The sequence below is a fragment of the Providencia sp. PROV208 genome (assembly GCF_028479465.1).
GTDB lineage: Bacteria > Pseudomonadota > Gammaproteobacteria > Enterobacterales > Enterobacteriaceae > Providencia > Providencia alcalifaciens.
The window spans coordinates 41686-67466 of sequence record NZ_JAMPNS010000015.1; the positions used below are offsets into that span (position 1 = coordinate 41686).

General features: G+C 43.3%; 26 protein-coding genes and 2 pseudogenes. 13 read left to right on the forward strand and 15 right to left on the reverse strand.

Annotated elements, in window-relative coordinates; genetic code table 11:
• Position 1: 1 nt before the first annotated feature.
• Both ppk1 and speG read right to left on the reverse strand, forming a co-directional pair.
• The gene (ppk1, locus tag PR766_RS11635) at positions 2-2071 is read right to left on the reverse strand and encodes a polyphosphate kinase 1 (RefSeq protein ID WP_036975609.1); all 2070 of its coding nucleotides are present in this window, start codon (positions 2069-2071) and stop codon (positions 2-4) included.
• 81 nt (positions 2072-2152) lie between these two features.
• Entirely contained in the window at positions 2153-2698 is a 546-nt protein-coding gene (gene speG, locus PR766_RS11640) for a spermidine N1-acetyltransferase (RefSeq protein WP_006658911.1), read from the reverse strand.
• A gap of 546 nt (positions 2699-3244) precedes the next feature.
• Here speG and PR766_RS11645 point away from each other — a divergent pair.
• Positions 3245-4141: a LysR family transcriptional regulator gene (locus PR766_RS11645; RefSeq protein WP_154636549.1), complete on the forward strand. Its 897-nt coding sequence runs from the start codon at positions 3245-3247 to the stop codon at positions 4139-4141.
• 51 nt (positions 4142-4192) lie between these two features.
• On the opposite strand, the gene PR766_RS11650 is transcribed toward PR766_RS11645, so the two are convergent.
• Both PR766_RS11650 and PR766_RS11655 read right to left on the reverse strand, forming a co-directional pair.
• Positions 4193-5182, reverse strand: a complete 990-nt coding sequence (locus PR766_RS11650; protein ID WP_036961397.1) for an aldo/keto reductase — start codon at positions 5180-5182, stop codon at positions 4193-4195.
• Positions 5183-5220: 38 nt separating this feature from the next.
• Positions 5221-6072, reverse strand: coding sequence for an aldo/keto reductase (locus PR766_RS11655; protein WP_154600972.1), 852 nt, complete (start codon positions 6070-6072; stop codon positions 5221-5223).
• A gap of 287 nt (positions 6073-6359) precedes the next feature.
• Here PR766_RS11655 and PR766_RS11660 point away from each other — a divergent pair.
• The 3 genes and pseudogenes from PR766_RS11660 to PR766_RS11670 form a co-directional block, all read left to right on the forward strand.
• Positions 6360-6680, forward strand: a pseudogene (locus tag PR766_RS11660) (glutathione peroxidase); the annotation flags it as partial.
• Positions 6681-7053: 373 nt separating this feature from the next.
• Entirely contained in the window at positions 7054-8019 is a 966-nt protein-coding gene (gene rlmF, locus PR766_RS11665) for a 23S rRNA (adenine(1618)-N(6))-methyltransferase RlmF (protein ID WP_230086852.1), read from the forward strand.
• Positions 8020-8079: 60 nt separating this feature from the next.
• Positions 8080-8247, forward strand: a pseudogene (locus PR766_RS11670) (SDR family oxidoreductase); the annotation flags it as partial.
• Positions 8248-8338: 91 nt separating this feature from the next.
• Here the strand turns inward: PR766_RS11670 and purN are convergent.
• The gene (gene purN / locus PR766_RS11675) at positions 8339-8977 is read right to left on the reverse strand and encodes a phosphoribosylglycinamide formyltransferase (RefSeq protein ID WP_006658902.1); all 639 of its coding nucleotides are present in this window, start codon (positions 8975-8977) and stop codon (positions 8339-8341) included.
• On the reverse strand, positions 8977-10017 hold the full coding sequence (gene purM, locus PR766_RS11680; protein WP_036965858.1) for a phosphoribosylformylglycinamidine cyclo-ligase: 1041 nt from the start codon (positions 10015-10017) through the stop codon (positions 8977-8979). Before purM ends, purN begins: the two co-directional genes overlap by 1 nt.
• A gap of 317 nt (positions 10018-10334) precedes the next feature.
• Between purM and upp the strand changes: the two genes are divergently transcribed.
• From upp to hda, 3 genes are all read left to right on the forward strand, one after another.
• Positions 10335-10961, forward strand: coding sequence for a uracil phosphoribosyltransferase (gene upp, locus PR766_RS11685; RefSeq protein WP_006658899.1), 627 nt, complete (start codon positions 10335-10337; stop codon positions 10959-10961).
• Positions 10962-11036: 75 nt separating this feature from the next.
• Complete coding sequence (uraA, locus tag PR766_RS11690) at positions 11037-12332, forward strand: uracil permease (protein ID WP_006661602.1); 1296 nt, start codon at positions 11037-11039, stop codon at positions 12330-12332.
• A 109-nt stretch (positions 12333-12441) separates the two neighbouring features.
• The gene (gene hda / locus PR766_RS11695; RefSeq protein WP_036961411.1) at positions 12442-13164 is read left to right on the forward strand and encodes a DnaA inactivator Hda; all 723 of its coding nucleotides are present in this window, start codon (positions 12442-12444) and stop codon (positions 13162-13164) included.
• 50 nt (positions 13165-13214) lie between these two features.
• On the opposite strand, the gene arsC is transcribed toward hda, so the two are convergent.
• Both arsC and PR766_RS11705 read right to left on the reverse strand, forming a co-directional pair.
• Positions 13215-13571, reverse strand: coding sequence for an arsenate reductase (glutaredoxin) (gene arsC, locus PR766_RS11700; RefSeq protein ID WP_006661603.1), 357 nt, complete (start codon positions 13569-13571; stop codon positions 13215-13217).
• Positions 13572-13583: 12 nt separating this feature from the next.
• A complete protein-coding gene (locus tag PR766_RS11705; RefSeq protein WP_154636658.1) occupies positions 13584-15050 on the reverse strand; it encodes a beta-barrel assembly-enhancing protease in 1467 nt (488 codons plus the stop codon).
• Between the two features lie 143 nt (positions 15051-15193).
• Here PR766_RS11705 and PR766_RS11710 point away from each other — a divergent pair, with 143 nt between their 5' ends.
• Positions 15194-16279: an AI-2E family transporter gene (locus PR766_RS11710; protein ID WP_006658894.1), complete on the forward strand. Its 1086-nt coding sequence runs from the start codon at positions 15194-15196 to the stop codon at positions 16277-16279.
• A 40-nt stretch (positions 16280-16319) separates the two neighbouring features.
• Here the strand turns inward: PR766_RS11710 and bcp are convergent, their stop codons facing one another.
• Complete coding sequence (bcp, locus tag PR766_RS11715) at positions 16320-16790, reverse strand: thioredoxin-dependent thiol peroxidase (RefSeq protein ID WP_006658893.1); 471 nt, start codon at positions 16788-16790, stop codon at positions 16320-16322.
• A gap of 14 nt (positions 16791-16804) precedes the next feature.
• Positions 16805-17362, reverse strand: coding sequence for a glycine cleavage system transcriptional repressor (locus PR766_RS11720; protein ID WP_006658892.1), 558 nt, complete (start codon positions 17360-17362; stop codon positions 16805-16807).
• Positions 17363-17611: 249 nt separating this feature from the next.
• Here PR766_RS11720 and dapA point away from each other — a divergent pair, with 249 nt between their 5' ends.
• The 4 genes from dapA to purC all read left to right on the forward strand — a co-directional run bounded on the left by dapA (position 17612) and on the right by purC (position 21450).
• Positions 17612-18520, forward strand: a complete 909-nt coding sequence (gene dapA / locus PR766_RS11725) for a 4-hydroxy-tetrahydrodipicolinate synthase (RefSeq protein WP_006661605.1) — start codon at positions 17612-17614, stop codon at positions 18518-18520.
• A gap of 16 nt (positions 18521-18536) precedes the next feature.
• The gene (gene bamC, locus PR766_RS11730; protein WP_006661606.1) at positions 18537-19589 is read left to right on the forward strand and encodes an outer membrane protein assembly factor BamC; all 1053 of its coding nucleotides are present in this window, start codon (positions 18537-18539) and stop codon (positions 19587-19589) included.
• A 160-nt stretch (positions 19590-19749) separates the two neighbouring features.
• On the forward strand, positions 19750-20427 hold the full coding sequence (locus tag PR766_RS11735; RefSeq protein WP_154632178.1) for a hypothetical protein: 678 nt from the start codon (positions 19750-19752) through the stop codon (positions 20425-20427).
• A 309-nt stretch (positions 20428-20736) separates the two neighbouring features.
• Positions 20737-21450 carry a phosphoribosylaminoimidazolesuccinocarboxamide synthase gene (gene purC / locus PR766_RS11740; RefSeq protein WP_154636551.1) on the forward strand — a complete coding sequence of 238 codons (714 nt, stop codon included), beginning with the start codon at positions 20737-20739 and terminating at the stop codon, positions 21448-21450.
• Between the two features lie 68 nt (positions 21451-21518).
• Here the strand turns inward: purC and PR766_RS11745 are convergent, their stop codons facing one another.
• The 5 genes from PR766_RS11745 to PR766_RS11765 all read right to left on the reverse strand — a co-directional run bounded on the left by PR766_RS11745 (position 21519) and on the right by PR766_RS11765 (position 24928).
• Complete coding sequence (locus PR766_RS11745; protein ID WP_036979430.1) at positions 21519-22325, reverse strand: energy-coupling factor ABC transporter ATP-binding protein; 807 nt, start codon at positions 22323-22325, stop codon at positions 21519-21521.
• On the reverse strand, positions 22309-23154 hold the full coding sequence (locus PR766_RS11750) for an energy-coupling factor ABC transporter ATP-binding protein (RefSeq protein ID WP_154636552.1): 846 nt from the start codon (positions 23152-23154) through the stop codon (positions 22309-22311). The genes PR766_RS11745 and PR766_RS11750 overlap by 17 nt, the downstream gene beginning before the upstream one ends.
• Entirely contained in the window at positions 23145-23849 is a 705-nt protein-coding gene (locus tag PR766_RS11755) for an energy-coupling factor transporter transmembrane component T (protein WP_036979429.1), read from the reverse strand. Before PR766_RS11755 ends, PR766_RS11750 begins: the two co-directional genes overlap by 10 nt.
• A gap of 8 nt (positions 23850-23857) precedes the next feature.
• Positions 23858-24439, reverse strand: coding sequence for a membrane protein (locus PR766_RS11760; protein ID WP_036961425.1), 582 nt, complete (start codon positions 24437-24439; stop codon positions 23858-23860).
• Between the two features lie 63 nt (positions 24440-24502).
• Entirely contained in the window at positions 24503-24928 is a 426-nt protein-coding gene (locus tag PR766_RS11765) for a PPC domain-containing DNA-binding protein (RefSeq protein ID WP_006658883.1), read from the reverse strand.
• A gap of 395 nt (positions 24929-25323) precedes the next feature.
• Here PR766_RS11765 and PR766_RS11770 point away from each other — a divergent pair, with 395 nt between their 5' ends.
• Entirely contained in the window at positions 25324-25776 is a 453-nt protein-coding gene (locus PR766_RS11770; protein WP_006658881.1) for a DUF441 domain-containing protein, read from the forward strand.
• Positions 25777-25781 lie beyond the last annotated feature (5 nt).

The following is a 25781-nucleotide window of genomic DNA, read 5'->3' on the forward strand; positions in this document are numbered from 1 at the left end:
ATCAAGCTCTTGTTTCAGGCATTTCGAGTGCTTTTAAAAATTCGTAGACAGCTAATTGAGCGCGAATTTTGCGCTTATTGCCGCGAGGAACATAATGATTACTGAGTTCTTTGTCAACAAAACGGGCTTTGACGGTATCGCTGAACTGTAATTCGAGGATGTCTAAGACTAACTGTTTCAGGCGCGGGTCCACTAAACGGACGGCGACCTCGATACGGTAGTCAATGTTGCGTGTCATCCAATCTGCTGAGGAGATAAACACTTTTTCATCTCCTGCGTTGGTAAAGACATAGACGCGGTCGTGCTCTAAGAAACGATCGACCACACTGGTGACTTGGATGTTTTCGCTATAGCCTTGTTGCCCTGAAACGAGGGAGCACATACCCCGAACTAGCAAGCGAATTTTCACGCCGGCATTAGAGGCATCGTACAGTTTGTCGGTCAGTTCTTTATCCACCAGATTGTTGATTTTTAGTGTAATGCCGCTAGGTAAACCCGCGAGTGCATTGGCAATCTCTTGGTCGATTAATTCGGTAATCTTGGTTCGAGTATTCTGTGGAGAGACCATCAAATTATCGAAAGTCACCGGACGATACGGGTTTTCAATAAAACTAAACACGCGGCGCACTTCATTGGTGATTTGCTCATTGCAGGTGAGTAATGAGTAGTCGGTGTAGAGGCGAGCCGTTTTTTCGTTAAAGTTACCAGTACCGATATGGGCATAACGAACAATTTGCCCTTCTTCCATGCGGGAGATAATAAATAGCTTAGCGTGAATTTTCAGTCCCGGCGCGGAGAAAATAACATGGACACCCGCTTCAGTGAGGCGTTTTGCCCAGTGAATATTGGCAGCTTCATCAAAACGTGCTTGCAGCTCCACGACCACGGTCACTTTTTTACCATTGTGGGCTGCGTGGATCACGGAGTCGATAATGCGAGAGTCTTTTGCGACACGGTAAATATTGATTTTGATGGATAACACATTCGGGTCAAACGATGCTTGGCGCAACAGTTCTAATGTATGCTCGAACGTGTAATACGGGTAGTAGAGCAACACATCGCGCTCGCGAATGGCATCAAATCCGTTACGGAAATTATCAAACCAGCGATGGCGAAGGCGGGGTAATGGTTTGTTGAGAAGGTTTTTATTTCCTTCATTTGGGAAGTTAATAAAATCCTTAAAATTATGGTAACGACCACCAGCAATCACCGAGTCATCACTCGATAATCCCAATTTTTCTCGTAACAAGGCGACCATTTCATCGGGCATATCACGTTGATACACAAAGCGAACCGGTTCTGCAGTTAAGCGCTGCTTCAAGGTCGATGACATGATTTCCAGCAGACTGGATTCCATTTCCGTAGCGATATCATATTCCGCATCACGGGTCATTTTCATGGAATAGGCGTTGAGTTTATCGTAATCAAAAAAGCCTTTGAAAATTTCATCAAGGGTATAACGCAGGATATTATCAATGAGGATCATTGATTTACGGCGCTTCGGCATTTCTGGTGGTAGATTCACAAAGCGCGGTACTTTATCGGAAGGAATTTCTAATAAGGCATATTGCACTTCAGTCCCATTAATAATTTCAACGGCGAGGTAAGTGTAATCGTCTTTGAGAAACTCGACCAAGTTAGTATCACGATTGATTAAAATTGGTGTGATATGTTGACGTAGATTCTGCCGAAAGTATTGGCGTAACCAGATTTGCTGACGAGGCGAAATTTGACGTTCGTTAATTAAGAAAATTTGGTTGCGCGCCATTTCAAGCAGTAGCTCATTATAAAGTACGTCAAACTCTTGCTCTTGCTTAGCAACTTTGGACTGAATGCGTTTGAGAAGATGGCGTGCGCCACTGGCTGAGCCGCGTTCTTCATTGATCAAAATACGGCGCTTAACATCTGCAAAACGAACTTTATAGAATTCATCTAAGTTATTGGAGTAAATGCCCAAAAAACGCATTCGTTCAATCAAAGGGTTACGCTTATCTGCGGCCTCTTGGAGAACTCGTTCGTTAAAAGAGAGCCAGCTGAGCTCTTTTTCATGATAGAGACGTTCTTGGGACATTGTTGCTCCGTATTCGACTGGTTAATGCTGATAAAAACTAATTATCACCGTTGACTTCTATCGCAGCGCTGTGATGGCAGCTTACGCGTTTTCAGACTGCTGTTTCATGGCGAAATATTGGTGCTGGAACACACACATACGGATTGCGGTGTGGTAGCGACCATTCACGAAAAACTCATCAATAAGCTCGCCTTCTGTGTGGAAACCAAGTTTATTATAAATATGGATAGCTTTGACATTTTCTTTATCTACAATCAGATAAAGTTTGTATAAATTTAGCACTGAAAAGGCGTAGTCCATTGCCAGTTTTGCCGCGCGACTTGCATACCCTTTGCCTTGGTGGCGGGGTGCAATGATAATCTGGAATTCAGAACGACGGTGAACATAATCAATTTCAACCAACTCGACTAAACCCACTTTTTCACTGTCATATTCGACAATAAAGCGGCGCTCGGATTGGTCATGAATATGTTTATCGTAAAGATCACTGAGTTCAACGAATGCCTCATAAGGCTCTTCGAACCAATAACGCATAATGTTGGCATTATTGTCCAGCTGGTGGATGAACGCTAAGTCTTCACGCTCAAGTGGGCGCAACTTAAACAGATGAGCTTGCCCGGTCGTCATAAAACACCTCGATTGTTGTTAATTATAAAACTATTTATGGCGAAAGTATCAATTAGAAAATTAATTACTTAGCGCTGTTATAAGGATACCACTTATTTGCAATAAAATAATGACAGAAAGCAGGGGGCGGGAGAGTTTGTCGAAGATTAGTTCGTTTAAGTGAAAATGGTTAGTAGTAGGTTGGTGATCGGTTGAAGACACAATACAGGGCAGAGATTATCTCCACCCAAAAATTGTACTCGCTTGGATTTGAATCTGGATGGCGGTGATGAACATCTAGTTTGGTGGGCTGCTTTGCGCCAAAAGCAGACATAATTCATTATTCATGCATTGAGTCTTAGTGTATCGTCACGTAAGTTAAAAACTCCATTAGGTTATAAGTGTTTTTTCATAAACATCGCAAATTAATAATAAAGATATGAAAGACTTATCTTTAAAAATAGGTTATGAACATAAAAATAATATTTACCATAATGTATATTTACATCATGGTGAAATAGCTTGCTAGAAAGGACTCTAATCGTAAAAATACAAAAGGAATACATCATGCTCAAAGATAACTTTAATGAATTGCAGATTTTTTTTGCTGTTGCGAGGGAGAGAAGCTTTACCAAAGCTGCGGCTAAACTGGGCGTTTCTCAATCCGCTTTGAGCCATGCAGTAAAAGCATTGGAAGAACGTTTAAATGCACGGCTCTTAACACGCACCACACGCAGTGTCGCGGCAACAGAAATGGGGGAAAAGATTATCGCTTGTCTTGAACCTCGACTGGCTGACCTTAATCACGAGTTAGAGGCAATCATTCAGCTTAATGGTGCCGCATCTGGCAATATCCGCCTTTCAACGGGGGAGCATGCAGCACGCAGTCTTCTTTGTCCCAAACTCAAACCATTTCTACGTGCATACCCTGAGATTAATGTCGAATTGGTGGTTGATAATGGGTTTGTTAATATTGTCGATGAAGGTTTTGATGCAGGGATACGTCTAGGGGAAAGTGTTGATAAGGACATGGTCGCCGTTAAGATTGGCCCTGATATGCGACTAGCGATTGTTGGTTCACCGGGATATTTCGATTCTCAAGGCATACCACGAACACCTCATGATTTACAGCATCATCGTTGCATCAATATGCGACTGCCTACTGCGGGGGGATTGTATCATTGGGAATTTGAGAAAGAAGGAAAATCGTTACGCGTTAGAGTGGAAGGACAGCTCACCTTTAATCTATTATCAGAGCGAATTGATGTGGCGCTGTCTGGGTTTGGTATTGCTTGTGTCCCCGAGGATACCATCCAAGAGTCTGTCAAATCAGGAAAGCTGATCCACGTTTTAAGTGATTGGAGCCCCGCTTTTTCAGGCTATTATCTTTATTATCCAAGTCGAAAGCAGCACCCTCCCGCGTTTGCATTATTGATTGATGCACTGCGTTACAGTGAGAAATAGAGGCTGGTAGTATGAGATAAATGTATTGATGCCTACCAGCCTAAGATAAGTTTATCGATTAATTAGTGCTTGCAACGCAGCAGGATAGCGTTCTCCAACAATTTTAACTGTTTCCAGCGCATGGGCAATTTTTTGCAAATCGTTATTCGTGAGTATGACATCGACAGCATTTAAATTTTCCTCTAAACGATGCAGTTTAGTTGTGCCAGGAATAGGAACAATCCACGGTTTTTGTGCCAATAACCAAGCCAGTGCAATTTGTGCTGACGTCACGCCTTTCTGGCTAGCGAGGTCAGCTAACAAAGTAACCAGTTGTGCATTCGCCTCTAACGCTTCTGTGTTGAAACGTGGGACTTTGCTACGAAAGTCATCATCGTTAAATGTGGTATTTGCATTAATTTCCCCAGTTAAAAAACCTTTTCCTAATGGGCTAAAGGGCACAAATCCAATACCTAATTCTTCAAGCACAGGTAATATTTCATCTTCAGGTTCACGCCACCAAAGTGAATACTCGCTTTGCAGTGCGGTGACAGGCTGAATGGCATGTGCCCGGCGAATTGTTTGAGCGCTGGCTTCAGAGAGACCAAAGTGCTTTACTTTACCTTCCGCAATCAAATCTTTTATTGTGCCTGCAACATCTTCAATAGGTATATCTGGGTCAACACGGTGTTGATATAGAAGGTCAATAACGTCAGTTTTGAGCCGACGTAATGAACCTTCGACCGCTTCACGAATATGCTCTGGGCGGCTATTTAAAAGCTGCTGTTTGTTTTCATTACTGCAGTTGAAACCAAATTTTGTTGCAATAACTACGCTATCTCGAAAGGGTTTTAATGCTTCACCAACCACTTCCTCATTCAAGAATGGCCCATAGACTTCTGCGGTATCAAAAAAAGTGACCCCACGTTCGACGGCTGTACGCAGCAATTCAATGGCTTGACGTTTATCTGTGGCTGGACCATAACCGTGACTTAGCCCCATGCAACCTAATCCAAGCGCAGAAACTTCAAGTTTAGAATTACCAAGAAAACGTTTTTTCATGATTTATGTCCTGATCATTAATTAGACTGTTTGCTTAACTAAACATCTAGCTTGCGACCAGCGAGCCATTCAACCATTGCAGGGTCGCGGTGTGAGAAAAATGCACTTGTTGCCGTATCCATTGCTGCGATTTGTGTCATTTCATTATCGGTTAGAGTGAAATCGAGAATGTTTATATTTTCTGCCATTCTGGTTTTACGAACTGATTTAGCCAGTGACACAATGCCTCGTTGAAATAACCAGCGCAGAACAACTTGTCCAACACTTTTGCCGTATTTTTCACCGATAGCGGTGAGTTGAGGATGCTGAAATAATCCATTTCTACCTTCAGCAAAAGGCGCCCAAGCCTCTGGTTGGATATTTTTACTCTGCATCCATGGCACTGCATGTAGTTGCTGATTGAATGGGTTAACTTCAACTTGATTGACCGCTGGAATAACTTTATTGAATGCAATAAGGTCAGCTAATCTATCTGGATGAAAATTGCTGACACCAATTGCCCGAATTTTTCCAGCTTGATAAAGTTCTTCCATTGCTCGCCACGCACCGTGGACATCGCCATAAGGTTGGTGGATAAGGTAAAGATCAACATAGTCGAGTTGCAGGCGACTTAATGAACGTTGAAATTGGGCTTTTGCCCCTTCGTAGCTAGTATCCTGTAGCCACAACTTCGTCGTAATAAATAAATCTTCTCGTGCTATTTGGCTCTGTTTTAATGCATTCCCGACTTGAGTTTCATTTTGATAGGATGCAGCGGTATCTATTAAACGATAACCGGTTTCAAGCGCGTCAATAACGGCGCGTTCACACTCGTCCGCATCTGTCATCTGAAAGACACCGAAGCCTAACAATGGCATTTCAACCCCATTGTTTAATTTGACCGTTTGCATAATGCACTCCTTTTTATTTTCGTTGGAATAAAGCATAGCGTAGATTTATTGATTAGATTAGAGGCTATAATCTTCTAGAGCTTATGAGCTCGATTCATAAATAATGATTCTTGTTCACAATAAGAGTGAATTATTGTAGATTTTTTTGTTCAATAAATTGGCTAATTAAACAATAAGTCGCTCACTATTTCAGACCTGCCACGCAATCAGAGGCAGGATTAATTTTCCAGATACTCTAATCAGATGGCAATGTTGGTGTCGACTGATTCTACTTTGAGGACTCGAATATGAGCTTCTTTTACCAATTGATAGCGAGAAGTCTTAATGACCAGCTTGTCTCTATGGAAGACTACGCCGATAAGGTTGTTCTCGTCGTCAATACAGCCAGCCATTGCGGTTTTACACCACAATACAGCTGACTTGAAGCACTCTACAAAAAATATGCTGCTCAGGGTTTGGTGGTGCTTGGCTTCCCTTGTAACCAGTTTGGGAAACAGGAGCCTAGCAGCGCTGACGACATTGCACAGACCAGCTACATTAACTATGGCGTGAGTTTCCCGATAGTGGAAGTCAACAGAGCCACCGCACATCCAGTATTTCGCTACCTAATTAACGCATTTAAAGCTTATTTACCTTTATGATTGCGTTAGCCCTCAAAGAAACCTACTGCACAAATATCTATTCTGACTGCATCCACCGATTGAACTCACAGCTCAAAACGGACGGTATATCTCCTTATTCATTCAAACTGCAGGTTCGTCGGCAGCATTCAGCTCGCCGGGTTACATACTGATGTATGTTCCTTGTCTATCTTTCCTTGCCACCTTTCTGCATATTGAATGACATTGGGTATAAAGAGCAGGACATTCCGGCATAAACTCTGAAGGCAGGCTTAATACGGTTTCATCCCGAGCTGTTTTGAAAGCTATAGGGTATATGGTATCGTACGCGTCAGAAATACCTTTAAGAGAGCCCGTCACGGTGGAAAAAAAGAAAACCTTCCCGCAGCAGAAAAGCGGCTTGCACCCGCGTAACCGTCATCGCTCGCGCTATGATTTCCCGGCCCTGATCGCCAGTTGCCCTGCACTGGAGCCGTTCGTCAAACCGAACGCCTGGGGCGACATCTCGGTAGATTTTGCCGATCCTACAGCGGTTAAAATGCTCAACCGTGCGTTGCTGCAACATTTTTATGGCATCGAACACTGGGACATTCCCGCCGGTTATCTATGCCCACCGATCCCCGGTCGTGCCGACTATTTACACCATCTTGCTGACTTGCTGGCGACCAGCAACGGCGGTGAGATCCCTCGTGGTAAAGGCGTGGCTATCCTTGATGTGGGCGTTGGTGCCAACTGTATTTATCCGATCATTGGTCTGCGTGAATACGGCTGGCGTTTTACCGGTTCGGAGGTTGAACCAGTATCACTGAATGCGGCCAAAATGATCGTGGAGATGAATCCGACGCTGAGAAACGGCGTGCGTCTGCGTTTGCAAAAACAACCTGAATCTATTTTGAACGGCATCATCGGCGTGGCGGAGAAATTTGATGCCACACTGTGTAATCCACCGTTCCATAGCTCTGAACAGGAAGCACAAGCCAGCACCCGCCGCAAACTGCACAAGTTGGGTAAAGGTGAGGTAGCCGACACGCCGGTACAGAACTTTGGTGGCAAAAATAACGAGCTATGGTGTGAAGGCGGTGAAGAAGCCTTTGTACGTAAAATGGTAGAGGAGAGCGTTAGTCTAGCGCAAAACTGCCTATGGTTTACCTCGTTGATTTCTAAAAGCACGACACTGCCTTCGATTTATCATGCATTGAATCTGGTGGGTGCGGCCGAAGTCCGTACCATTGAAATGGCGCAGGGGCAAAAAATCAGTCGCTTCGTGGCCTGGACTTTCCACGACGCGCAACAGCAGGCCGCCTGGGCGGAAAAACGCTGGCGTTAATTTCCCTGGTGCCGATTATTTAACCGGCACCGATAAAACTTCGCATTTCCCTTTCAATTTCTGCATGCTGATGGTGATGAGGCAGCTCGGGTTGATCGAGTTAAAGATAGCTTACCGATGAAACGTGGAGGTCAGCCAGAAGAGGTTGCTCTGGTTATCGCGTGGTTGCTGTCTGATGAGGCATCTTACGTCACGGAAAGTTTTATCGATTTGGCAGGTGGGAAATAAAACGTTTATTGTGGATGGTTGGGTTTGAGTTATTCGCACAGACCTGCCAACCAAGTCTGCGCGAGTGTATTTAAATCTACCTAACAGCGTATTAATTTGCGCGATAACCCGTTGCTGGTAATGGTTGCCCATCTAATACAGCTTTGCCCTCTTGCATCATCAGCCGTTCGGAAACAAACCATTCAATGACTTGAGGATAAATCAGGTGCTCTTGCAGTTTAACGCGTTCAACCAAATCGTCTTCCGTATCTTGTGCGAAGACCGGAATATGACCTTGTAGAATAATCGGTCCGCCATCGAGCTCTTCGGTGACAAAATGCACGGAAGTACCGTGTTCTTTGTCGCCGTTTTCAAGCGCGCGTCGATGGGTATGTAGCCCCGGGTATTTAGGCAGTAAAGAAGGGTGGATATTCAGCATTTTCCCTGTGAAATGTTTCACAAAATCAGGGGTTAAAATACGCATAAACCCAGCTAAGACGACTAAATCAGGTTGGTATTGTTCGATAGTATCCAAGAGTGCTGCATCGTAGGCTTGACGGTCTGTGATTGTTTTTGAGCTAACACAAAGGGCTGGAATCCCAGCCTCTTGTGCACGAATCAGACCGTATGCATCACTTTTATTACTGATAACAGCGGCAATTTGACCATCAATTTGATGGTGTTGGCAGGCGTCAATAATCGACTGCAAATTGCTGCCACTACCTGAAATCAAAACGACGATTTTCTTCATTAGCGAATAACAACCTGCTCTTCACCCGCAGGTAATGCGCCAATTGTTCCTATCTGCCAAGCATTTTCACCTAATGCTGTTAGCAATTTTAATGCGGACTCAACTTCAGTCTGTGGTAGGGCGATGATGATGCCGACGCCGCAGTTAAATGTACGATACATTTCATGCGTCGTGACATCGCCCGCTTGTTGCAGCCATTCGAATACTGCAGGCCATTCCCAGCTGTTGCCATCAATGATAGCTTGGGTGTTATCCGGTAAAACGCGTGGGATATTTTCCCAGAAGCCGCCACCCGTAATATGCGCAATGGCATGAATGTCGTTTTTAGCAATTAATTCTAAAACGTTTTTAACGTAAATGCGTGTAGGCTCTAACAAGTGGTCGGCGAGAGATTTGCCTGCTAATAGCGTGTTCTCTGGATTGGTTTTGCTGACTTCTAGAATTTTACGAACTAACGAGTAACCGTTAGAGTGAGGACCGCTTGAAGCTAAAGCGATAAGCGCATCGCCAGCACTGACTTTAGAACCATCAATAATTTCAGAGCGTTCTACTACCCCGACGCAGAAACCTGCAACATCGTAATCTTCGCCATGATACATGCCTGGCATTTCAGCGGTTTCACCACCGACTAATGCACAGCCAGACTGCTTACAACCTTCGGCAATACCAGTAATGACGCTAGCGGCAGTATCAACATCTAATTTACCAGTCGCATAGTAGTCTAAGAAAAACAGTGGCTCAGCACCTTGGACAATCAGGTCATTGACGCACATCGCGACTAAATCGATACCGATGGATTCATGACGTTTTAAATCCATCGCGAGGCGTAGTTTGGTTCCCACACCGTCAGTGCCGGATACTAAGACAGGCTCACGGTATTTTTGTGGTAGGGCACACAGTGCGCCGAACCCTCCCAATCCTCCCATTACTTCTGGACGGCGAGTCTCTTTCACCACACCTTTGATACGTTCAACCAATGCGTTACCTGCATCAATATCAACACCGGCATCTTTATAGCTGAGAGAGGTTTTATCAGTCACTACGGCCCCCAAGGCAATTGCATTTTGGAAAAGATAACTTCATTTGCCGATATTCTATCAGGCTCCGCAAACGTTTGCGATAGCTTTCTGACTGAAATATTTGAGGCAATAAATTGTGATATCGTGATGCAAAGCGCATGAATTTATTCACGGTCTACATGCTAAAAAATATTATGTGTATACTAATTCAACAAAGAGTAAGTGATTGATGTTTATTTGACCTGAATCAAGATGATTCTAGTGGCATTGAGGGAAAAAAGCGGTATAATCCCGCGATTTTTTTGTCCGGTGACGTTTTAAAAAAGTAGGAGAAACCCATGAAGATCGTTGAGGTAAAACACCCTCTCGTTAAACATAAACTCGGCCTGATGCGAGATCATGATATAAGCACTAAGCGCTTTCGTGAACTGGCCTCAGAGGTTGGTAGCCTACTGACTTATGAAGCGACCGCTGACCTAGAAACTGAAAAAGTAACAATTGATGGTTGGTGTGGTCCTGTAGAAATTGAACAAATTAAAGGTAAAAAAATCACTGTAGTACCAATTCTGCGTGCAGGTATTGGTATGATGAACGGTGTATTGGAAAGCATCCCAAGCGCACGTATCAGTGTAGTGGGCATTTACCGTGATGAAGAAACGTTACAACCTGTCCCATATTTCCAAAAATTAGTTTCTAACATTGATGAGCGTATGGCGCTGATTGTTGACCCAATGTTAGCAACCGGTGGTTCTATGATTGCAACCATCGATCTTCTGAAAAAATCCGGTTGTAACTCAATTAAAGTTTTAGTTTTAGTTGCTGCACCAGAAGGTATTGCTGCATTAGAAGCGGCGCACCCAGATGTCGAATTGTACACGGCTTCAATTGACCAACATTTAAATGATGAAGGTTACATTGTTCCGGGTCTCGGAGATGCGGGCGATAAGATATTTGGTACTAAATAATAATGAAGCCGACTGAAGAGTCGGCTTTTTTTTGATAAAAAAAATAATATTGATGACGCAAAGAGGATGAAGAACATGACACGCCGCACGATAAGTGTTGAAGAAAGACCACCATTACTACAAACCATTCCATTAAGCTTTCAACATTTGTTTGCCATGTTTGGGGCAACGGTTATTGTTCCTATTTTATTTGGCGTGAACCCAGCGACGATTTTATTATTCAACGGGATTGGGACGCTGCTGTATTTATTTATCTGTAAAGGTAAAATTCCTGCATATTTAGGGTCGAGCTTTGCTTTTATTTCTCCTGTTTTAATCCTATTACCACTCGGTTATGAGTTAGCACTTGGCGGATTCATTATCTGCGGGGTGCTATTTTGTATTGTGGCACTGATTGTTAAGGTTGCAGGGCGTGGTTGGATCAATGTGATGTTCCCGCCTGCCGCAATGGGGGCAATTGTTGCGGTTATTGGGTTAGAATTAGCGCAAACAGCCGCTAGCATGGCAGGTTTGTTGCCAAAAGATGGTGCTGTGGTTGATTCAAACACATTAATCATTTCGATTACGACATTATCAATCACTATCTTATGTGCCGTGGTTTTCCGTGGATTCTTATCCATTATCCCAATCCTAATCGGTTTCTTAGCGGGTTATGCACTCTCTTACTTTATGGGGATTGTTGACTTTACACCGGTTATCGAAGCGCCATGGTTTGCTATTCCTACATTCTATACACCGCGCTTTGAGTGGTTTGCGATTTTAACCATTTTACCAGCGGCTTTAGTGGTGATTGCAGAACACGTTGGGCACTTAGTTGTGACAGCAAATATTGTTGAACGCGATTTAATGAAAAACCCAGGTTTACATCGTTCTATGTTCGCAAACGGTATCTCTACCGTGCTGTCAGGTTTCTTCGGTTCTACGCCGAATACCACTTACGGTGAAAACATCGGGGTAATGGCGATTACTAAGGTATACAGTACGTGGGTCATCGGTGGCGCGGCAATTATCGCTATCTTACTCTCTTGCGTGGGCAAATTAGCCGCAGCAATTCAATTAGTGCCAGTACCTGTTATGGGTGGTGTTTCACTGTTACTGTATGGGGTGATCGGTGCATCGGGTATTCGCGTTCTGATCGACTCTAAAGTGGATTATAACAAACCACAAAACCTGATTTTAACCTCAGTGATTTTAATCATCGGTGTGAGTGGTGCGGTGATCCATATTGGACAAGCTGAACTGAAAGGTATGGCGTTGGCGACTATCGTGGGTATTTTTATGGCACTATTATTCCGCTTTATTACGTTTGTTCGCCCAGAAAAACAATTTGTGACTTCAGAAGTCAAAGTATTAGACGAAAATAAAAAATAAGTCAGAACTAAGATAAATAGATTGCCGGAGTGGCTAAAGCTCCGGCAATTAACCGTCAGGCTGTTCATCTCTTCTTGTTATTTATGATAAACTCAATGGCGTTAATTGAATTGCACAATCAGAGGCGCTTCTGAACACACCATCTCAACTCTCACTGCCACTTTATCTTCCTGATGATGAAACTTTCGCGAGTTTTTATGCAGGAGAAAATGAGGGATTACTTTCCGCGTTAAAAACGGCGATTAACCAGCCTCATGGTAGTTATATCTATTACTGGTCAAGAGAAGGGGGCGGTAAGAGTCACTTACTGCACGCTGCGTGTGCTGAATTATCCGAACAAGGAGTAGCAGTCGGCTATGTCCCTTTGGATAAACGAGCGTATTTTGTCCCTGATGTACTTGAAGGTATGGAACACCTTTCGCTTGTGTGTATTGATAATATTCAATGCATTGCGGGTGATGAAGAGTGGGAAATGGCCATATTCAATTTGTATAACCGAATATTAGAAATTGGTCGAACTTGCCTGCTGATCACCGGGGACCGCCCACCACGTCAAATCGATTTAAAACTACCTGACTTAGCTTCCCGTCTTGATTGGGGGCAAATTTATAAACTGCATCCTTTAAGTGATGAAGATAAAATCTGTGCGCTTCAATTACGTGCGAGTATTCGTGGGTTTGAATTGCCTGAGGATGTCTGTCGGTTTGTATTAAAACGGTTAGATAGAAAGATGGGCACCTTGTTTGATATCTTAAATAAGCTGGATCATGCCTCGATTGTTGCTCAGCGTAAAATGACCATTCCTTTCGTTAAAGATATTCTCAAATTATAGAAAGTTGGCAGCCAATCGACTGCCAACTTATTGTCTGCCAAATAGCCTACTTATAAAATGTCTAACACTTGTTCAGGTGGACGACCCAACTTTGCTTTTTTACCTTTGATGACAATAGGGCGCTCAATGAGTTTTGGGTTGTCATGCATAGCCTGAATTAGTTGTGCTTGCGTTAAGCTATCATCCGATAATTTTAACGCTTTGTAGATATCTTCTTTGGTGCGCATTAACTGGCGAGCATCACTGAATCCGAGCATCTTCAGGAGCTTTTCAATGTCGGCAACGGAAGGTGGAGTGGTTAAATACTCCACAACGATTGGCGTGATACCTTTTTCTTGCAATAAACCCAGTGTTTCACGGCTCTTAGAGCAGCGTGGGTTATGATAAATTTTAACTGAATCCGTCATTATTTTAACTCCTTACGGTTTTGCGTTGCTGTCGCGCTCTTTTAATCGAGTGAGTTCATCGATTCGCGCATCAAAACGTTGTTGCTCATAGCTGCCTAAGCGGCTTCTACGGCTTGCTTCACTTAAATAGTTGATGGCGGTGTCATAATTCCCGCGTAGTGCCATGCCTTCCGCATAGGCTGCCAATTCAGCATTACGATCGCCGAGTTTCGCTGACGCTTCCGCGAGAAGATCCCAGCCAATCGGGTCATCTGGATAATCGAACGTGTATTTATTCAATAACTTCGTTGCATCTTGATACTGCCCGTTATTGACGTACGCATTTGCTAGATTGACAATAAATACGGTATTTTTCGGTGATTTTTTCAGCGCATCTTGTAGGCGTGAAATCGCTTTGCCCTTTTGACCTTGTTCAATGTCGATATCCGTCATGGAATCGATAAACCACGGATTATCCGGTTGTTTGGCGAGTAATTCTGAAATAATCACGCCAGCGTCGCTGTATTTTTTATCTTGGGATAACAGCAAGGCTTTACCATACTTAGCGGCTAATTGCTCTTGGGCATTACCCTTACTGTAATTTTCTATGATTTGGTCTAGCGCATTTCGTTGATCTACGGGGCTGTACATAGACAAAATACGTACGCGCGCTAGCATAAAGTCTAATGAAGATGGCGCGTGTACTTTCGGATATTGGTTAGAACGGTTACGGGCATCAGCTAAACGGCTATCCGGTAGGGGGTGAGTCAGCAAAATTTCAGGTGGTTTAGACATATAGCGAGTTTGGTCTGACATGATCTGCATGAAATCAGCCATTGCATGTGGATCAAACCCTGCGCGACGTAGCGTTTGCAAACCAATACGGTCAGCTTCTTGTTCATTGGCTTGTGTAAAGCTGATCATGCCTTGCTGCATCCCTGCGAATGTGCCCGTTAATGCCGCAAAGCCTGCTTGAGGGTTAGCCATGACCAGCAACAAGGAGCCTATAGTACCAGCGATTGCCAGCGGTGTTGTGGCTTTTTGGTCTTCCATCATTCGCGCAAGATGGCGCTGAGTGACGTGAGAAATTTCATGCGCCATGACGGAGGCTAGTTGGCTCTCATTTTGGCTATAACGAAATAGGGCGGAGTGGAGAACAACGTTACCACCAAAATAGGCGTAAGCATTAATATTCGGGTTATTCACCAGATAAAAATGAAATGGGGTTTTGACAGAGTCAGCATGAGTGACTAAACGCTGTCCTAACTTATTAACATACTGAGTTAATAATGGGTCATAAATCAGAGGGGTACTGGCGCGTATCTGTCGAGTGATAGCATCACCCATAATAATTTCTTGGTTAATGCTGAGTGTTCCACCGGCGGTTGTGCCGATATCTGGCAAGCTGTCCTCGACAGCACTATAAGCAGGTAATACAGCACCGTGGATCAGTGCGGACATCAGTATAGCGAGCAGTGGATATTTCAATTTTTTAGTCATCATGCATATCTTCACTTATTACCTACGGAAAACGCGAATTAATTGGGTGATATGATATCAAAAGCTATCGTAAAATCTGTTATTCGGTATAATTTTCTTTAATTTAGGAACTGTCTTTGTTTTACATTCCCAGGAGCCAATGAATGTTAGAAATGTTTTTACAATGGTACCGTCGGCGCTTTGCTGACCCGCAAGCTGTTGCTTTGTTTAGTTTGCTGGTTATCGGCTTTCTGGTCATCTTTTTCTTCAGCAGTATACTGGCTCCATTGTTAGTCGCAATTGTCTTGGCGTATTTACTTGAATGGCCAACGCATTTACTTCAACGATTAGGGCTTTCCCGAGTATTAGCGGTTAGCATCATTTTGACCTTATTTGCTGGAATAAGTGCCATGGTGATCTTAATTATTGCACCGACGGCATGGCAGCAAGGCATCAACTTAGTGGCGGACTTACCCAACATGGTCAATCGCTTTAGTGAATTCGCCCGTCGATTACCTGAACAATATCCTGCGTTGGTTGATGCTGGCATTATCGATATGATGGCAGATAACGTGCGTAGCCGATTATCCGTTGTTGCGGATTCCGTGGTTAAAGCCTCGGTCGCTTCACTGATTGGTATTTTCACGCTGGCGGTGTATTTGGTTCTAGTGCCATTAATGATGTTTTTCTTATTAAAAGATAAAGAAAAAATCACAAAAAGCTTTTTAAAATTATTGCCTAAAAATCGTTTATTAGTCAGTAAAGTTTGGTTGGAAATGAACCAACAAATTACCAACTATTTGCGCGGAAAAGTCACTGAAATGGTGATTGTTGGCGTGTTTACCTATATTGGATTTGCGTATTTTGATTTGCGCTATTCCGTTCTATTATCTGTATTGGTCGGGGTTTCCGTACTGATCCCTTATATTGGCGCGGTAGTCGCTACGATTCCTGTGGTGCTGGTGGCATTATTCCAGTGGGGCATTGGAACCGAATTTTGGTCTCTGTTTATTGTCTATTTGGTGATCCAAGGGTTAGACAGCAATATTGTCGTGCCACTTCTGTACTCTGAAGCGGTGAACTTGCACCCACTCGTCATCATTTTATCGGTGGTTATTTTTGGTGGACTATGGGGATTCTGGGGCGTATTTTTTGCTATCCCACTCGCAACCTTAATTAAAGCGGTAATTAATGCGTGGCCGCAAGATCTGAATGATGCTGAGATGCAAGACAAACGGGAAGAGCAGTAACGAAAAAGGGTTGCTTAATAATAAGCAACCCTTTTAGTAATTAGGTATTAGCGTTGATGTACGCTAATACAATTTCGTGGTGATTACTGGTTTTAAAATTGTCAAAAACATGTTCGATGGTGCCATTTGCATCCACAAGGAAACTAATGCGGTGGATACCATCATAGGTTTTCCCCATAAATTGCTTTTCGCCCCACACACCAAATTGTTCACAAACTTGATGATCTTCATCGGATAACAGTGTGAAGTTTAATAACTCTTTTTCAGCGAAACGAGCCAATTTTTCTGGTTTGTCTGTACTAATACCTAAAACTTCGACACCTTTTGCTTTTAGTGTATCCATCTCATCACGCAGTCCACATGCTTGAACTGTACAGCCTGGTGTCATCGCTTTAGGATAAAAGTAAACTAATACGCGTTGACCCTGGAAATCAGAAAGATTGATGATTTCACCATCTTGGTCAGGAAGGCTAAATTGAGGAGCCTTATCACCGGCTTTCAATGGGTTCATTACATATATCTCCGTTAACTCTGCATTTTGGGATTGTTAACAATACTGATGTTGCCTTTGGCATTTAGCATTGTACATAGTTGTTGAAATTTATTCTTTATAATTATGCCATTATCATTCAATGGGTCATGAGCTGTAATTTGAATTTCCAATTGAGCCGGTTGTGTTTCAGTCGCAGGCTGAGTTTTGGACGTTAATTCCGCAATATTACACTGTTGAGTGGTAAATAAATTGGTAAATTGCTCAATAATCCGCGGGGCATCATCCACGGTGACATTCACTGTGACAGTAGAAGGATAGTACGTTGTTTGTACACTGTGTGTGCGCTTCATGACGATCAGTAAATCCAGCTCAGCCCCTTTAGCGGGTAAAATCGCTTCTAGGAGCGTGATAGCGTTCCAACTGCCGGATAACATCATGATAAACGTAAATTCCTCGCCAAACATGGCGAGTCGACTATCCTCAATATTACAATCACATTCACTGACAAGACGCGTAATTGTATTCACAATGCCCGGACGATCTGTTCCCAGCGCAGTAATAACAAGAAATTGCGGTTCAGTCTTAGGCAAAGTATCTTCCTTATTTTGACTAAATTTAGGTCAATAATATTGACTCATGATGGTGGTAAGGAAACCATAAAATTGTGAATCTGCCAAGTGGGGCGATTCACTCTTGCGACAAATATGGCTGAATTATTACTTCTATTTAAGTTAATGTCGTCGGCATTAACAAAATTCATTAAAATCTTGCGTTTGGGTGGTTTTCTTCTGTGAAATGAAAAAGTAACATGGAAACTCATCTATTTAGGGGGTATGGCGATGGCTAATCAAAACGTAAACTACAAAGACTTTTTACAAGGCAGTATTGTTGCGGTGATCACACCGATGGACTCAGCGGGTAACGTTGATAGAAAAAGCTTAAAACAGCTGGTGGATTACCATGTTGCCAATAAAACCTCTGCGATTGTGTCTGTCGGAACAACAGGGGAATCAGCAACATTAAGCCATAAAGAGCACGTTGATGTAGTGAAAGCGACACTTGAGTTAGCTGATGGTCGAATTCCTATTATTGCGGGAACGGGCGCAAATGCGACCGCAGAAGCGATTTCGCTAACAAATGAGTTTGAAAACAGTGGTGTAGTTGCGTGCCTGACGGTAACACCTTATTATAATAGACCGTCACAAGAAGGGTTATATCAACACTTTAAAGCAATTTCAGAAAACACCAGCTTGCCACAAGTGCTCTATAATGTACCATCACGCACTGGGTGTGATTTATTACCTGAAACTGTGGGGCGCTTAGCGAAATTGGCGAATATTGTGGCAATTAAAGAGGCCACAGGGAACTTAGCACGGGTTCACCAAATCAAAGAGCTGGTTGATGATCACTTTGTTCTGCTTTCCGGCGATGATGCTACCGCGCTTGATTTTATGCAACTCGGTGGAAAGGGCGTTATTTCGGTCACGTCCAACGTCGCGGCTGCGCAGATGGTAAAAATGTGTGACTTAGCGCTTGCGGGCAAATATACTGAGGCCCGTGAATTGAATAAACAGCTGATGGGTCTTCATCATCAGTTATTTGTTGAGCCGAATCCAATCCCTGCGAAATGGGCTTGTCATCGTCTAGGTCTTATTGCGGATGATACTTTACGGTTACCAATGACACCGTTAACAGTATCTGGACAGCAAAAGGTTGAGGATGCCTTGAAACTCGCGGGTTTACTGTAAAATTTAGGGAATTTTAATGGCAACATTATTGCAAAAATCGAAGGTTATGAAGGTTGCTGGCCTGTCACTTGTCGTGTTACTGGCAGCCTGCTCCAGCGATCAGCGCTATAAACGTCAGGTTAGTGGTGATGAGGAATATCTTAATGCTGCGCCATTGAAAGTATTAAATGCGCCACAAGGGATCACATTACCAGCGACTAACGGTGAATATGATATTCCTAAAACGACCTCAACAGGTGCAGTTGGGAAAGCGCTAGATATTCGCCCACCGGTACTGACGATTTCACAATTAGCGGGCTCACGTACTGAAAACAGTGCAAATGCCAGCCGTTTGTTGCTAGATAATACTCCTGAAAATAATGCGTTATGGTCACAAGTGACCATGATTTTAGAACAACGTGGTATTCCTGTTACCACGAAAAATGATGGTTCTCGTTCTATCGAAACGGATTGGGTTAAGTGGGATCGTGCGGATGAGAACGTCCCATTAGAAAGCCGCCATAAAGTGACTGTTCAGCCTGAAAATGGGATGATTGCACTCACTGTAACTAACTTAGGCTTACGCCAAGGAAATGAAACCGTTACGGATGCTGCTGAAATTCAGCGTTATAACAAGCTGTTATTAAACGATTTAACGGATGCGCTGTACACCTTGCGTGATACATCAAGCAAAAATAGTCTGCAAAGCGCATACGGTATCATTGACGTTCAGTCGGGCAGCGATGATACAGGCTTACCAGTTGTTATCGTTCGTGCACCATATGATGCTGTCTGGGAGCGTTTACCGCACGCGTTAGAAAGCGTGGGCATGAAAGTGGGTGACCGTAGCCGTTCAGCCGGATCTGTCATGGTGACGTACAAAGGTCTAAGCAGTTCTGAATGGCAAGCGCTGGGTATTGACGATCCATCTGTGCCAGAAAATGACTATAAAGTCCAAGTGGGTGACTTGAATAACCGTAGTAGCTTACAGTTTATCAACACTAAAGGCGTACCATTAACTCAGAAACAAAATGATGAAATGGTTGCTGCACTAAAAGCTGCTTTCAGTAAAACACAGATGAAAAAATAAGTTTACATAGATAACTTATTTGTTTTATCAAGTGAAAACGCCGTCCTTTGGGATGGCGTTTTTTTTCAGGTAAAAACGTGATTTCAACGTAATAAAACCGCTTAATAGTCACTCTAACGGTGAATGTATTAGAGGTTATTTTTCGGATATACTTCAGTCAATGAAGGCTAATAATGAGGGAAAAGTCGTGGATAATAACGCATCTAAACCAACGACCAAGAGTGATAGTACTTCGATGCCAAGACAAATATCAGGGGCTGAATTTAATTATAAATTACGCAGTACCGAAAATAACCAGAGCCATACGGAAAGCTTTATTCGAGATGGCGTTGTGGACTTTGATTTACCCGGCTATGTTATTCCTAAGGGATATCGGTTAGTTAAGTCACTCAAAAAAGAACAATATCGATTATTATCGATGGAGGGAATACCAGAAACAGTTTACTTGCTCGAGCTGAGATTCCGCACGGATATTGTCTTTGGTGAAACCACATGCACTCAAATTAAAGTTTGGCGCACTATATCTCATCTACATCGGAATAATATTGGAGATTTACCTCGAATATTTTTCATTCATTTACTCGACAATCATAGCATCATGGTAACAGATGAAGAACATACTCGTGATGGACAGCGCTTCTGGGAAATCATGATTTCTTGGGCATTTTATCAAGGCTATTATATTTATGCTTCCGATGGCACGCTTGAAGACCGACCACTAACACAAATCCATACTGAGGCTAAGTTCTTTAGTCAGTGGATTAATCAACTTTGGGGTAGAGATATCGACGTATATACCCACAAACTGATAATTATCAGTAAACATTCATTACTTTAACTACCCACCTACGCATTTATCCACCCTAAAATTCTCGTTGAAACAAATGGACAAAAAATCAGTATTTACGGCTAAGTAATCGTTTGCGTATGCGTGAGAATTTTATTATCATAATTAGCAGTTAATCATAAAATATTGAATATCAGTTAGTTAGCAATATCATGATTATTTTTTGATAACTGACTGAATCAGAGCAGAAAATTAACAATGAACCCGCCATTTTTAGCGGTTTATTCTTCTGTTACTTATCTGAATCTGCTGTGCAGGTTGATTTCTATTGAGTGTATTCACATCCCTGGAGTGTTTAAGATGCAAAAGAAAGCTGAGTTGTATCGTGGCAAGGCAAAAACGGTCTATACCACAGAGGATCCAGATTTACTAATTCTGGAGTTCCGCAATGATACATCAGCACTCGATGGCGAGCGTATCGAACAGTTTGACCGCAAAGGTATGGTCAATAATAAATTTAACCATTTTATTATGACTAAATTGCAAGAAGCCGGTATTCCTACCCAAATGGAAGCCCTGTTATCTGACACCGAAGCGTTGGTTAAAAAACTGGATATGGTGCCGGTTGAATGCGTTATTCGTAACCGTGCGGCAGGATCGCTGGTCAAGCGCCTTGGGGTAGAAGAAGGGATGATTTTAAACCCGCCTCTGTTCGATTTATTCCTGAAAGATGACGCTAAACATGACCCAATGGTGAACGAATCTTACTGCGAAACGTTTGGTTGGGTGAGCAAAGAAAACTTAGCGAAAATGCGCGAACTTAGCTACAAAGCGAACGATGTTTTAAGCAAAATTTTTGCGGACGCAGGTTTGATCTTAGTCGACTTTAAATTGGAGTTCGGTTTATTCAAAGGTGAAGTTGTGCTGGGTGATGAATTCTCTCCAGACGGTAGCCGTTTGTGGGATAAAGAAACCCTGAATAAAATGGACAAAGACCGTTTTCGTCAAAGCCTTGGTGGCTTGATTGAAGCTTACGAAGAAGTGGCTCGCCGTATTGGAGTTAAGCTTGACTAAGTATTCAACCGCGTATTAAGCGAATAGAGGATAGCCTGCAAATTGCAGGCTATTTTTTTACGTGTACATTATGACTGAATTTGTGCCATAAATTGCTGGACCCAAGAGATGGGATGGTTTTGGGGCGGTATATTTAATTGCTGGCTCAGGGCGTGTAAGGAGGGGGAAGGTAACGCTGAATTAGGTTGTAACTCGTGATGGCGTAATACGGTATCAATCTTGCCATCCGCGACTAAGTGACCCTGAGACAAATGCAAGGCACGTTCAAAGTAGCGCGCAGCAAAATCTAAATCATGGCTGATAGTGACAACGGTGGTGCCAAGCTGCTTTTGAAAATCTAGCCACTGTTCAAAATAGCCGAGCCACTGGGCGTCGAAATCTCGGCTAGGTTCATCTAACAACAATAGTTTAGGTGCGACAGCGGTTAAACACGCAACAGCGACCATTCGTCGTTGGGCTGAATGCAAGTCTAGAGGGTGTTTATCAGCGACATCGGTTAAATGACATAAATCTAAAGCGTGTTCTAACTTTTCCGTGATGTCAGATTGATTGAGTTTTTTACGGCGTAACCCAAACAAAATTTCATCTTTTACGGTGCTGTGAAAAATCTGTTTTTCCGCCTCTTGGAATAAAATTCCAATGTGCTGTGCCCGCTCGATCGCACGTAATGAAGATATGGGGTGTTGATTGAAATTGACCTCCCCATGAGAAGGCGATAACAGTCCTGCCATTAAGCGTAATAACGTGGATTTTCCTGCACCATTGTCACCGACGAGAGCGACCCATTCACCAGCATGGATTGCGAATGACAGCTCGGCAATAGCTGGCGCGGTTTTAGGTGCCCATTGAAAGCTTAAGTTATTGATTTGCAGCATAGCAAGCCTCGATGCCTTGAATGAGTTGCTGTTCTTTGCATGGAACTTCCGATTGCCAAATACCATTTTCTATTAATTTACCCAACACTCGCCATGCATCTGGCATATTGATGGTATTTTGCGCGGGTAGAAATACGGAGTTAATATCCCCTTGAGCGGTGATTTTACCTTGCTCAAGTAGTGAAAAATCATCACAAAAATGCAAGGCAGGCAGTAAGTGGCGCTCCAATAGAATGACACTACAACCAGTTTTTTCACTGTAGTTTTTGAGTTGTGCTAATAGTCGATAGGTAGCTGCGGGCGTGAGACGACTAAATGCTTCATCTAATAGCAACAGCTGGGGAGACATAGCGAGGGCACTGGCTAGAACGACTCGTTGAGCTTCGCCTCCAGACAGTGTCGCAGGATGACGATCACGCAAATCCTGGCTGAATGTCAAATCCAAAGCTTGTTCAACGCGGCGAACAATTTCCTCAGGAGACAACCCCAAATTTTCAGGACCAAATGCCACTTCTTGTGCAACAGTAAAAGAGCATCCTGATAGCTGTAATTGAGGTGATTGCTGAACTAACTGACGATCGACTGATAACTCAACTAATGATTGTTTTCCTAATCGCTGAGAAAGCACTTGCCCATCACCGATTAATTTGCCAATCAATTGATCAGGAAACCAGCCCGCTAACAGTTGCGCAAATGTGGTTTTTCCGCTGCCATTACCGCCCAGAATACAATGCCAATGTCCTTGAGGTAAGGCTAAGTGAATAGCATCAAGAATAGGCTCTTCACTACCTTGTGGGATAAAGGACAGTTGCTGTAAATCTACCACCATAATGCAAAGGCTCCTTCAATGACGATTAATAGCAACAAAACGAGGCGCCAGATATATTGGCTTCGGCTATCCATAGGTTTATGTAAAGTAGTGCGATGACGAGTATAACGAAAACCACGCATATCGAGTGCAGCACTGCGCACAGTCAGTTCGCTGAGTGTCTGGCTAACCAGTGGAAATAAGAGGGCGGGCAATGATGTCATACGTTGCCAAAAGTGACCATCTAATGGGACACCCCGAGCAAGCTGCGCTTCTCGAATGCTCGCAAGTTGTTGGCGAAACTGTTCAGCCAGTAAGAGTGGACCGGCGAGCACATAAGCAAAACTCGCAGGAAGACGGCTTGCAAACAACGCACGAATAAATTGTTCTGTGGAGACATATTGCAACCATAATTGGGATGCACTAATGATGGCTAGCAGGCGTAGCCATAAAGCCATGGCACTTTGTTGCTGAGAGATAAGTGGTGGTGAACCCGTTAATAATTGGCTTAACCAGCCTCCATGAATTAACCAAAGTCCTGCTGCCATCGGCAGCATAACCCATGCGATAAATTTCCAACGGTGATACGACGCGGACCGTAGAATGACGGCGGCAAATGGAGCGAAAGCAACAAAGACCAAGCCCCAGCCGAGTGGTAGCATCAATGTGCTAGCGCTAAACCAGAGCCATAAGGTTAATGAGGTAAAAGGATGCATCCTGACCCCTAGCGTACTTTAGCCATATTTGGGAAAGTGCGCTGAACGCGCTCTGGTAAACGACGAACAAGCATCCAAGCGACAATGGCAGAGATTATCTTATCGGCAATATTGGCACCTAAGACGGTAATGGCGACCGATTCTAATAAGTTTTCACCAACGGCGTGGAAATAGGCGACAAAAAAGTCTGCACCACTACCAGTCGTACCCGCAAATAAGTAAGTGCGGATAGGCACGGCAACAATCATTAGTGCAAAAGTGATGACTACACCCGATAAAATCACACGTGGTAGGGTACGAAAACCACCGGCTCGGGCGAGTAAGCCTGCGCTTAAGCCAATCATCATTGCCACAGGGGCAAATGCCGCGGCGATAGGACCACTTAATAATCCCCACAGTAAGTTCGTTGCTAAACCGCTAAATAAGGCAGCCCAAGGACCCGCGAGAAGCGCGCAGATAATCGTTCCAATAGAATCTAAAAAGATAGGCAGCTTTAACATAGAACTTAGCTGTCCAACGACCATATTGATTGCAATGGAGAAAACAATTAGCGCCAGTGTGCGGCTTGAAATCATTGACGAGTTTGCCATGAAATAAATATCCCTTAGAAGTTGAAAATTAACGCCATAATAAAAATCAAGACAGAATGATAGTTAACGCGAAGTGATGACCAATTCTTCATACCCTGAAAGCGTGCAATGCTCACGGGTAAATGTATTATTTTCTAATTCGCCAATAATTAATTCGAGGGTGGTTCTGACGGTGCAGCCGGGCATCATATGCCCACCACGCATATGTCCATTTTCATCGGAGACTGCAAGATGGAGATGCTCACCTTGAGCATCTAGTGTCCCGATAAGCGATACAATTTCAAATTTACCGGATGTCAGATGAGTATCTTCTTGCCCAGCAAAGCGCAGTGCAACATCGGTTAAACTACCGACACAGCCTGCAATAAATGCAGCTTGTAGCTGGTGGTGCTTTACCTGTTGTTGCAATGTGAGAATAACATCATCCCCTGGGCGTAAGCGTAGAGCGATAAAACGCGCATTTGAGTAAGTTGCTAAAGAATGAGACATAGCAAAGATCCTTGCGAATCATGTTGATAGATTTTGGTAATCTATTATACGAATTGATAAATGGCTGTCTGGGAAAGGCGATTTTTTCTGGGTTTTTTAGTGAAACACACTGCATCTTGAAAAAGATTGATAGAGAAGGTCGGGAAAAACAGAAAAAAATGGAAGTAGAGTCCCAAATATTCTAATTATTTGGCTTAAGCTTTCATCTGGTTTGCAAGGCTGAGCAAAAAACAGTGTTGTTTTTAAGGTAAACTGTTTTTCAGATAAACGATGGAAAATAGTGCTGAGCGATGAAGGAATGTTTGCCTCTTCAGCGCGAGATCAATAACATACATACTTTATGGATGCAGTGAAAGTGGAATACTGCAACGTATTTATTTTACAGGGGAAAATCTATGAGCCAAGTTGATCCAACACTGATCATTTTGCTGGTACTGGCAGGGCTAGGTATTATCAGCCATAACATGACGGTGACGTTAGCCATGCTGTTTCTGTTGGTTGTACGGATCACGCCACTGAATAATTTCTTTCCTTGGGTAGAAAAATACGGATTAACTATTGGTATTTTAATATTGACAATAGGGGTAATGGCGCCGATTGCCAGTGGGAAGATCTCCGCAAATGATGTATTAGGCTCATTTTTGAATTGGAAATCACTCTTAGCAATAGTGATTGGCGTGTTGGTTTCTTGGTTAGGGAGCCGTGGGGTGGCACTCATGGGAAGCCAACCTTCAACTGTTGCAGGATTATTAGTCGGTACGGTGATTGGTGTGGCACTATTCCGCGGGGTTCCTGTCGGACCGTTGATTGCGGCTGGAATTCTCTCATTATTGGTTGGTAAATCGTAGCGCGA

What these genes read in the sequence shown, in the direction of transcription:
- ppk1 (WP_036975609.1), bottom strand. Translation starts at nt 2,071, where the DNA reads ATGTCCCAAGAACGTCTCTATCATGAAAAAGAGCTCAGCTGGCTCTCT.
- speG (WP_006658911.1), bottom strand. Translation starts at nt 2,698, where the DNA reads ATGACGACCGGGCAAGCTCATCTGTTTAAGTTGCGCCCACTTGAGCGT.
- PR766_RS11645 (WP_154636549.1), top strand. Translation starts at nt 3,245, where the DNA reads ATGCTCAAAGATAACTTTAATGAATTGCAGATTTTTTTTGCTGTTGCG.
- PR766_RS11650 (WP_036961397.1), bottom strand. Translation starts at nt 5,182, where the DNA reads ATGAAAAAACGTTTTCTTGGTAATTCTAAACTTGAAGTTTCTGCGCTT.
- PR766_RS11655 (WP_154600972.1), bottom strand. Translation starts at nt 6,072, where the DNA reads ATGCAAACGGTCAAATTAAACAATGGGGTTGAAATGCCATTGTTAGGC.
- purN (WP_006658902.1), bottom strand. Translation starts at nt 8,977, where the DNA reads ATGAAGAAAATCGTCGTTTTGATTTCAGGTAGTGGCAGCAATTTGCAG.
- upp (WP_006658899.1), top strand. Translation starts at nt 10,335, where the DNA reads ATGAAGATCGTTGAGGTAAAACACCCTCTCGTTAAACATAAACTCGGC.
- uraA (WP_006661602.1), top strand. Translation starts at nt 11,037, where the DNA reads ATGACACGCCGCACGATAAGTGTTGAAGAAAGACCACCATTACTACAA.
- arsC (WP_006661603.1), bottom strand. Translation starts at nt 13,571, where the DNA reads ATGACGGATTCAGTTAAAATTTATCATAACCCACGCTGCTCTAAGAGC.
- PR766_RS11705 (WP_154636658.1), bottom strand. Translation starts at nt 15,050, where the DNA reads ATGACTAAAAAATTGAAATATCCACTGCTCGCTATACTGATGTCCGCA.
- PR766_RS11710 (WP_006658894.1), top strand. Translation starts at nt 15,194, where the DNA reads ATGTTAGAAATGTTTTTACAATGGTACCGTCGGCGCTTTGCTGACCCG.
- bcp (WP_006658893.1), bottom strand. Translation starts at nt 16,790, where the DNA reads ATGAACCCATTGAAAGCCGGTGATAAGGCTCCTCAATTTAGCCTTCCT.
- dapA (WP_006661605.1), top strand. Translation starts at nt 17,612, where the DNA reads ATGGCTAATCAAAACGTAAACTACAAAGACTTTTTACAAGGCAGTATT.
- bamC (WP_006661606.1), top strand. Translation starts at nt 18,537, where the DNA reads ATGGCAACATTATTGCAAAAATCGAAGGTTATGAAGGTTGCTGGCCTG.
- PR766_RS11735 (WP_154632178.1), top strand. Translation starts at nt 19,750, where the DNA reads ATGAAGGCTAATAATGAGGGAAAAGTCGTGGATAATAACGCATCTAAA.
- purC (WP_154636551.1), top strand. Translation starts at nt 20,737, where the DNA reads ATGCAAAAGAAAGCTGAGTTGTATCGTGGCAAGGCAAAAACGGTCTAT.
- PR766_RS11745 (WP_036979430.1), bottom strand. Translation starts at nt 22,325, where the DNA reads ATGCTGCAAATCAATAACTTAAGCTTTCAATGGGCACCTAAAACCGCG.
- PR766_RS11750 (WP_154636552.1), bottom strand. Translation starts at nt 23,154, where the DNA reads ATGGTGGTAGATTTACAGCAACTGTCCTTTATCCCACAAGGTAGTGAA.
- PR766_RS11755 (WP_036979429.1), bottom strand. Translation starts at nt 23,849, where the DNA reads ATGCATCCTTTTACCTCATTAACCTTATGGCTCTGGTTTAGCGCTAGC.
- PR766_RS11760 (WP_036961425.1), bottom strand. Translation starts at nt 24,439, where the DNA reads ATGGCAAACTCGTCAATGATTTCAAGCCGCACACTGGCGCTAATTGTT.
- PR766_RS11765 (WP_006658883.1), bottom strand. Translation starts at nt 24,928, where the DNA reads ATGTCTCATTCTTTAGCAACTTACTCAAATGCGCGTTTTATCGCTCTA.
- PR766_RS11770 (WP_006658881.1), top strand. Translation starts at nt 25,324, where the DNA reads ATGAGCCAAGTTGATCCAACACTGATCATTTTGCTGGTACTGGCAGGG.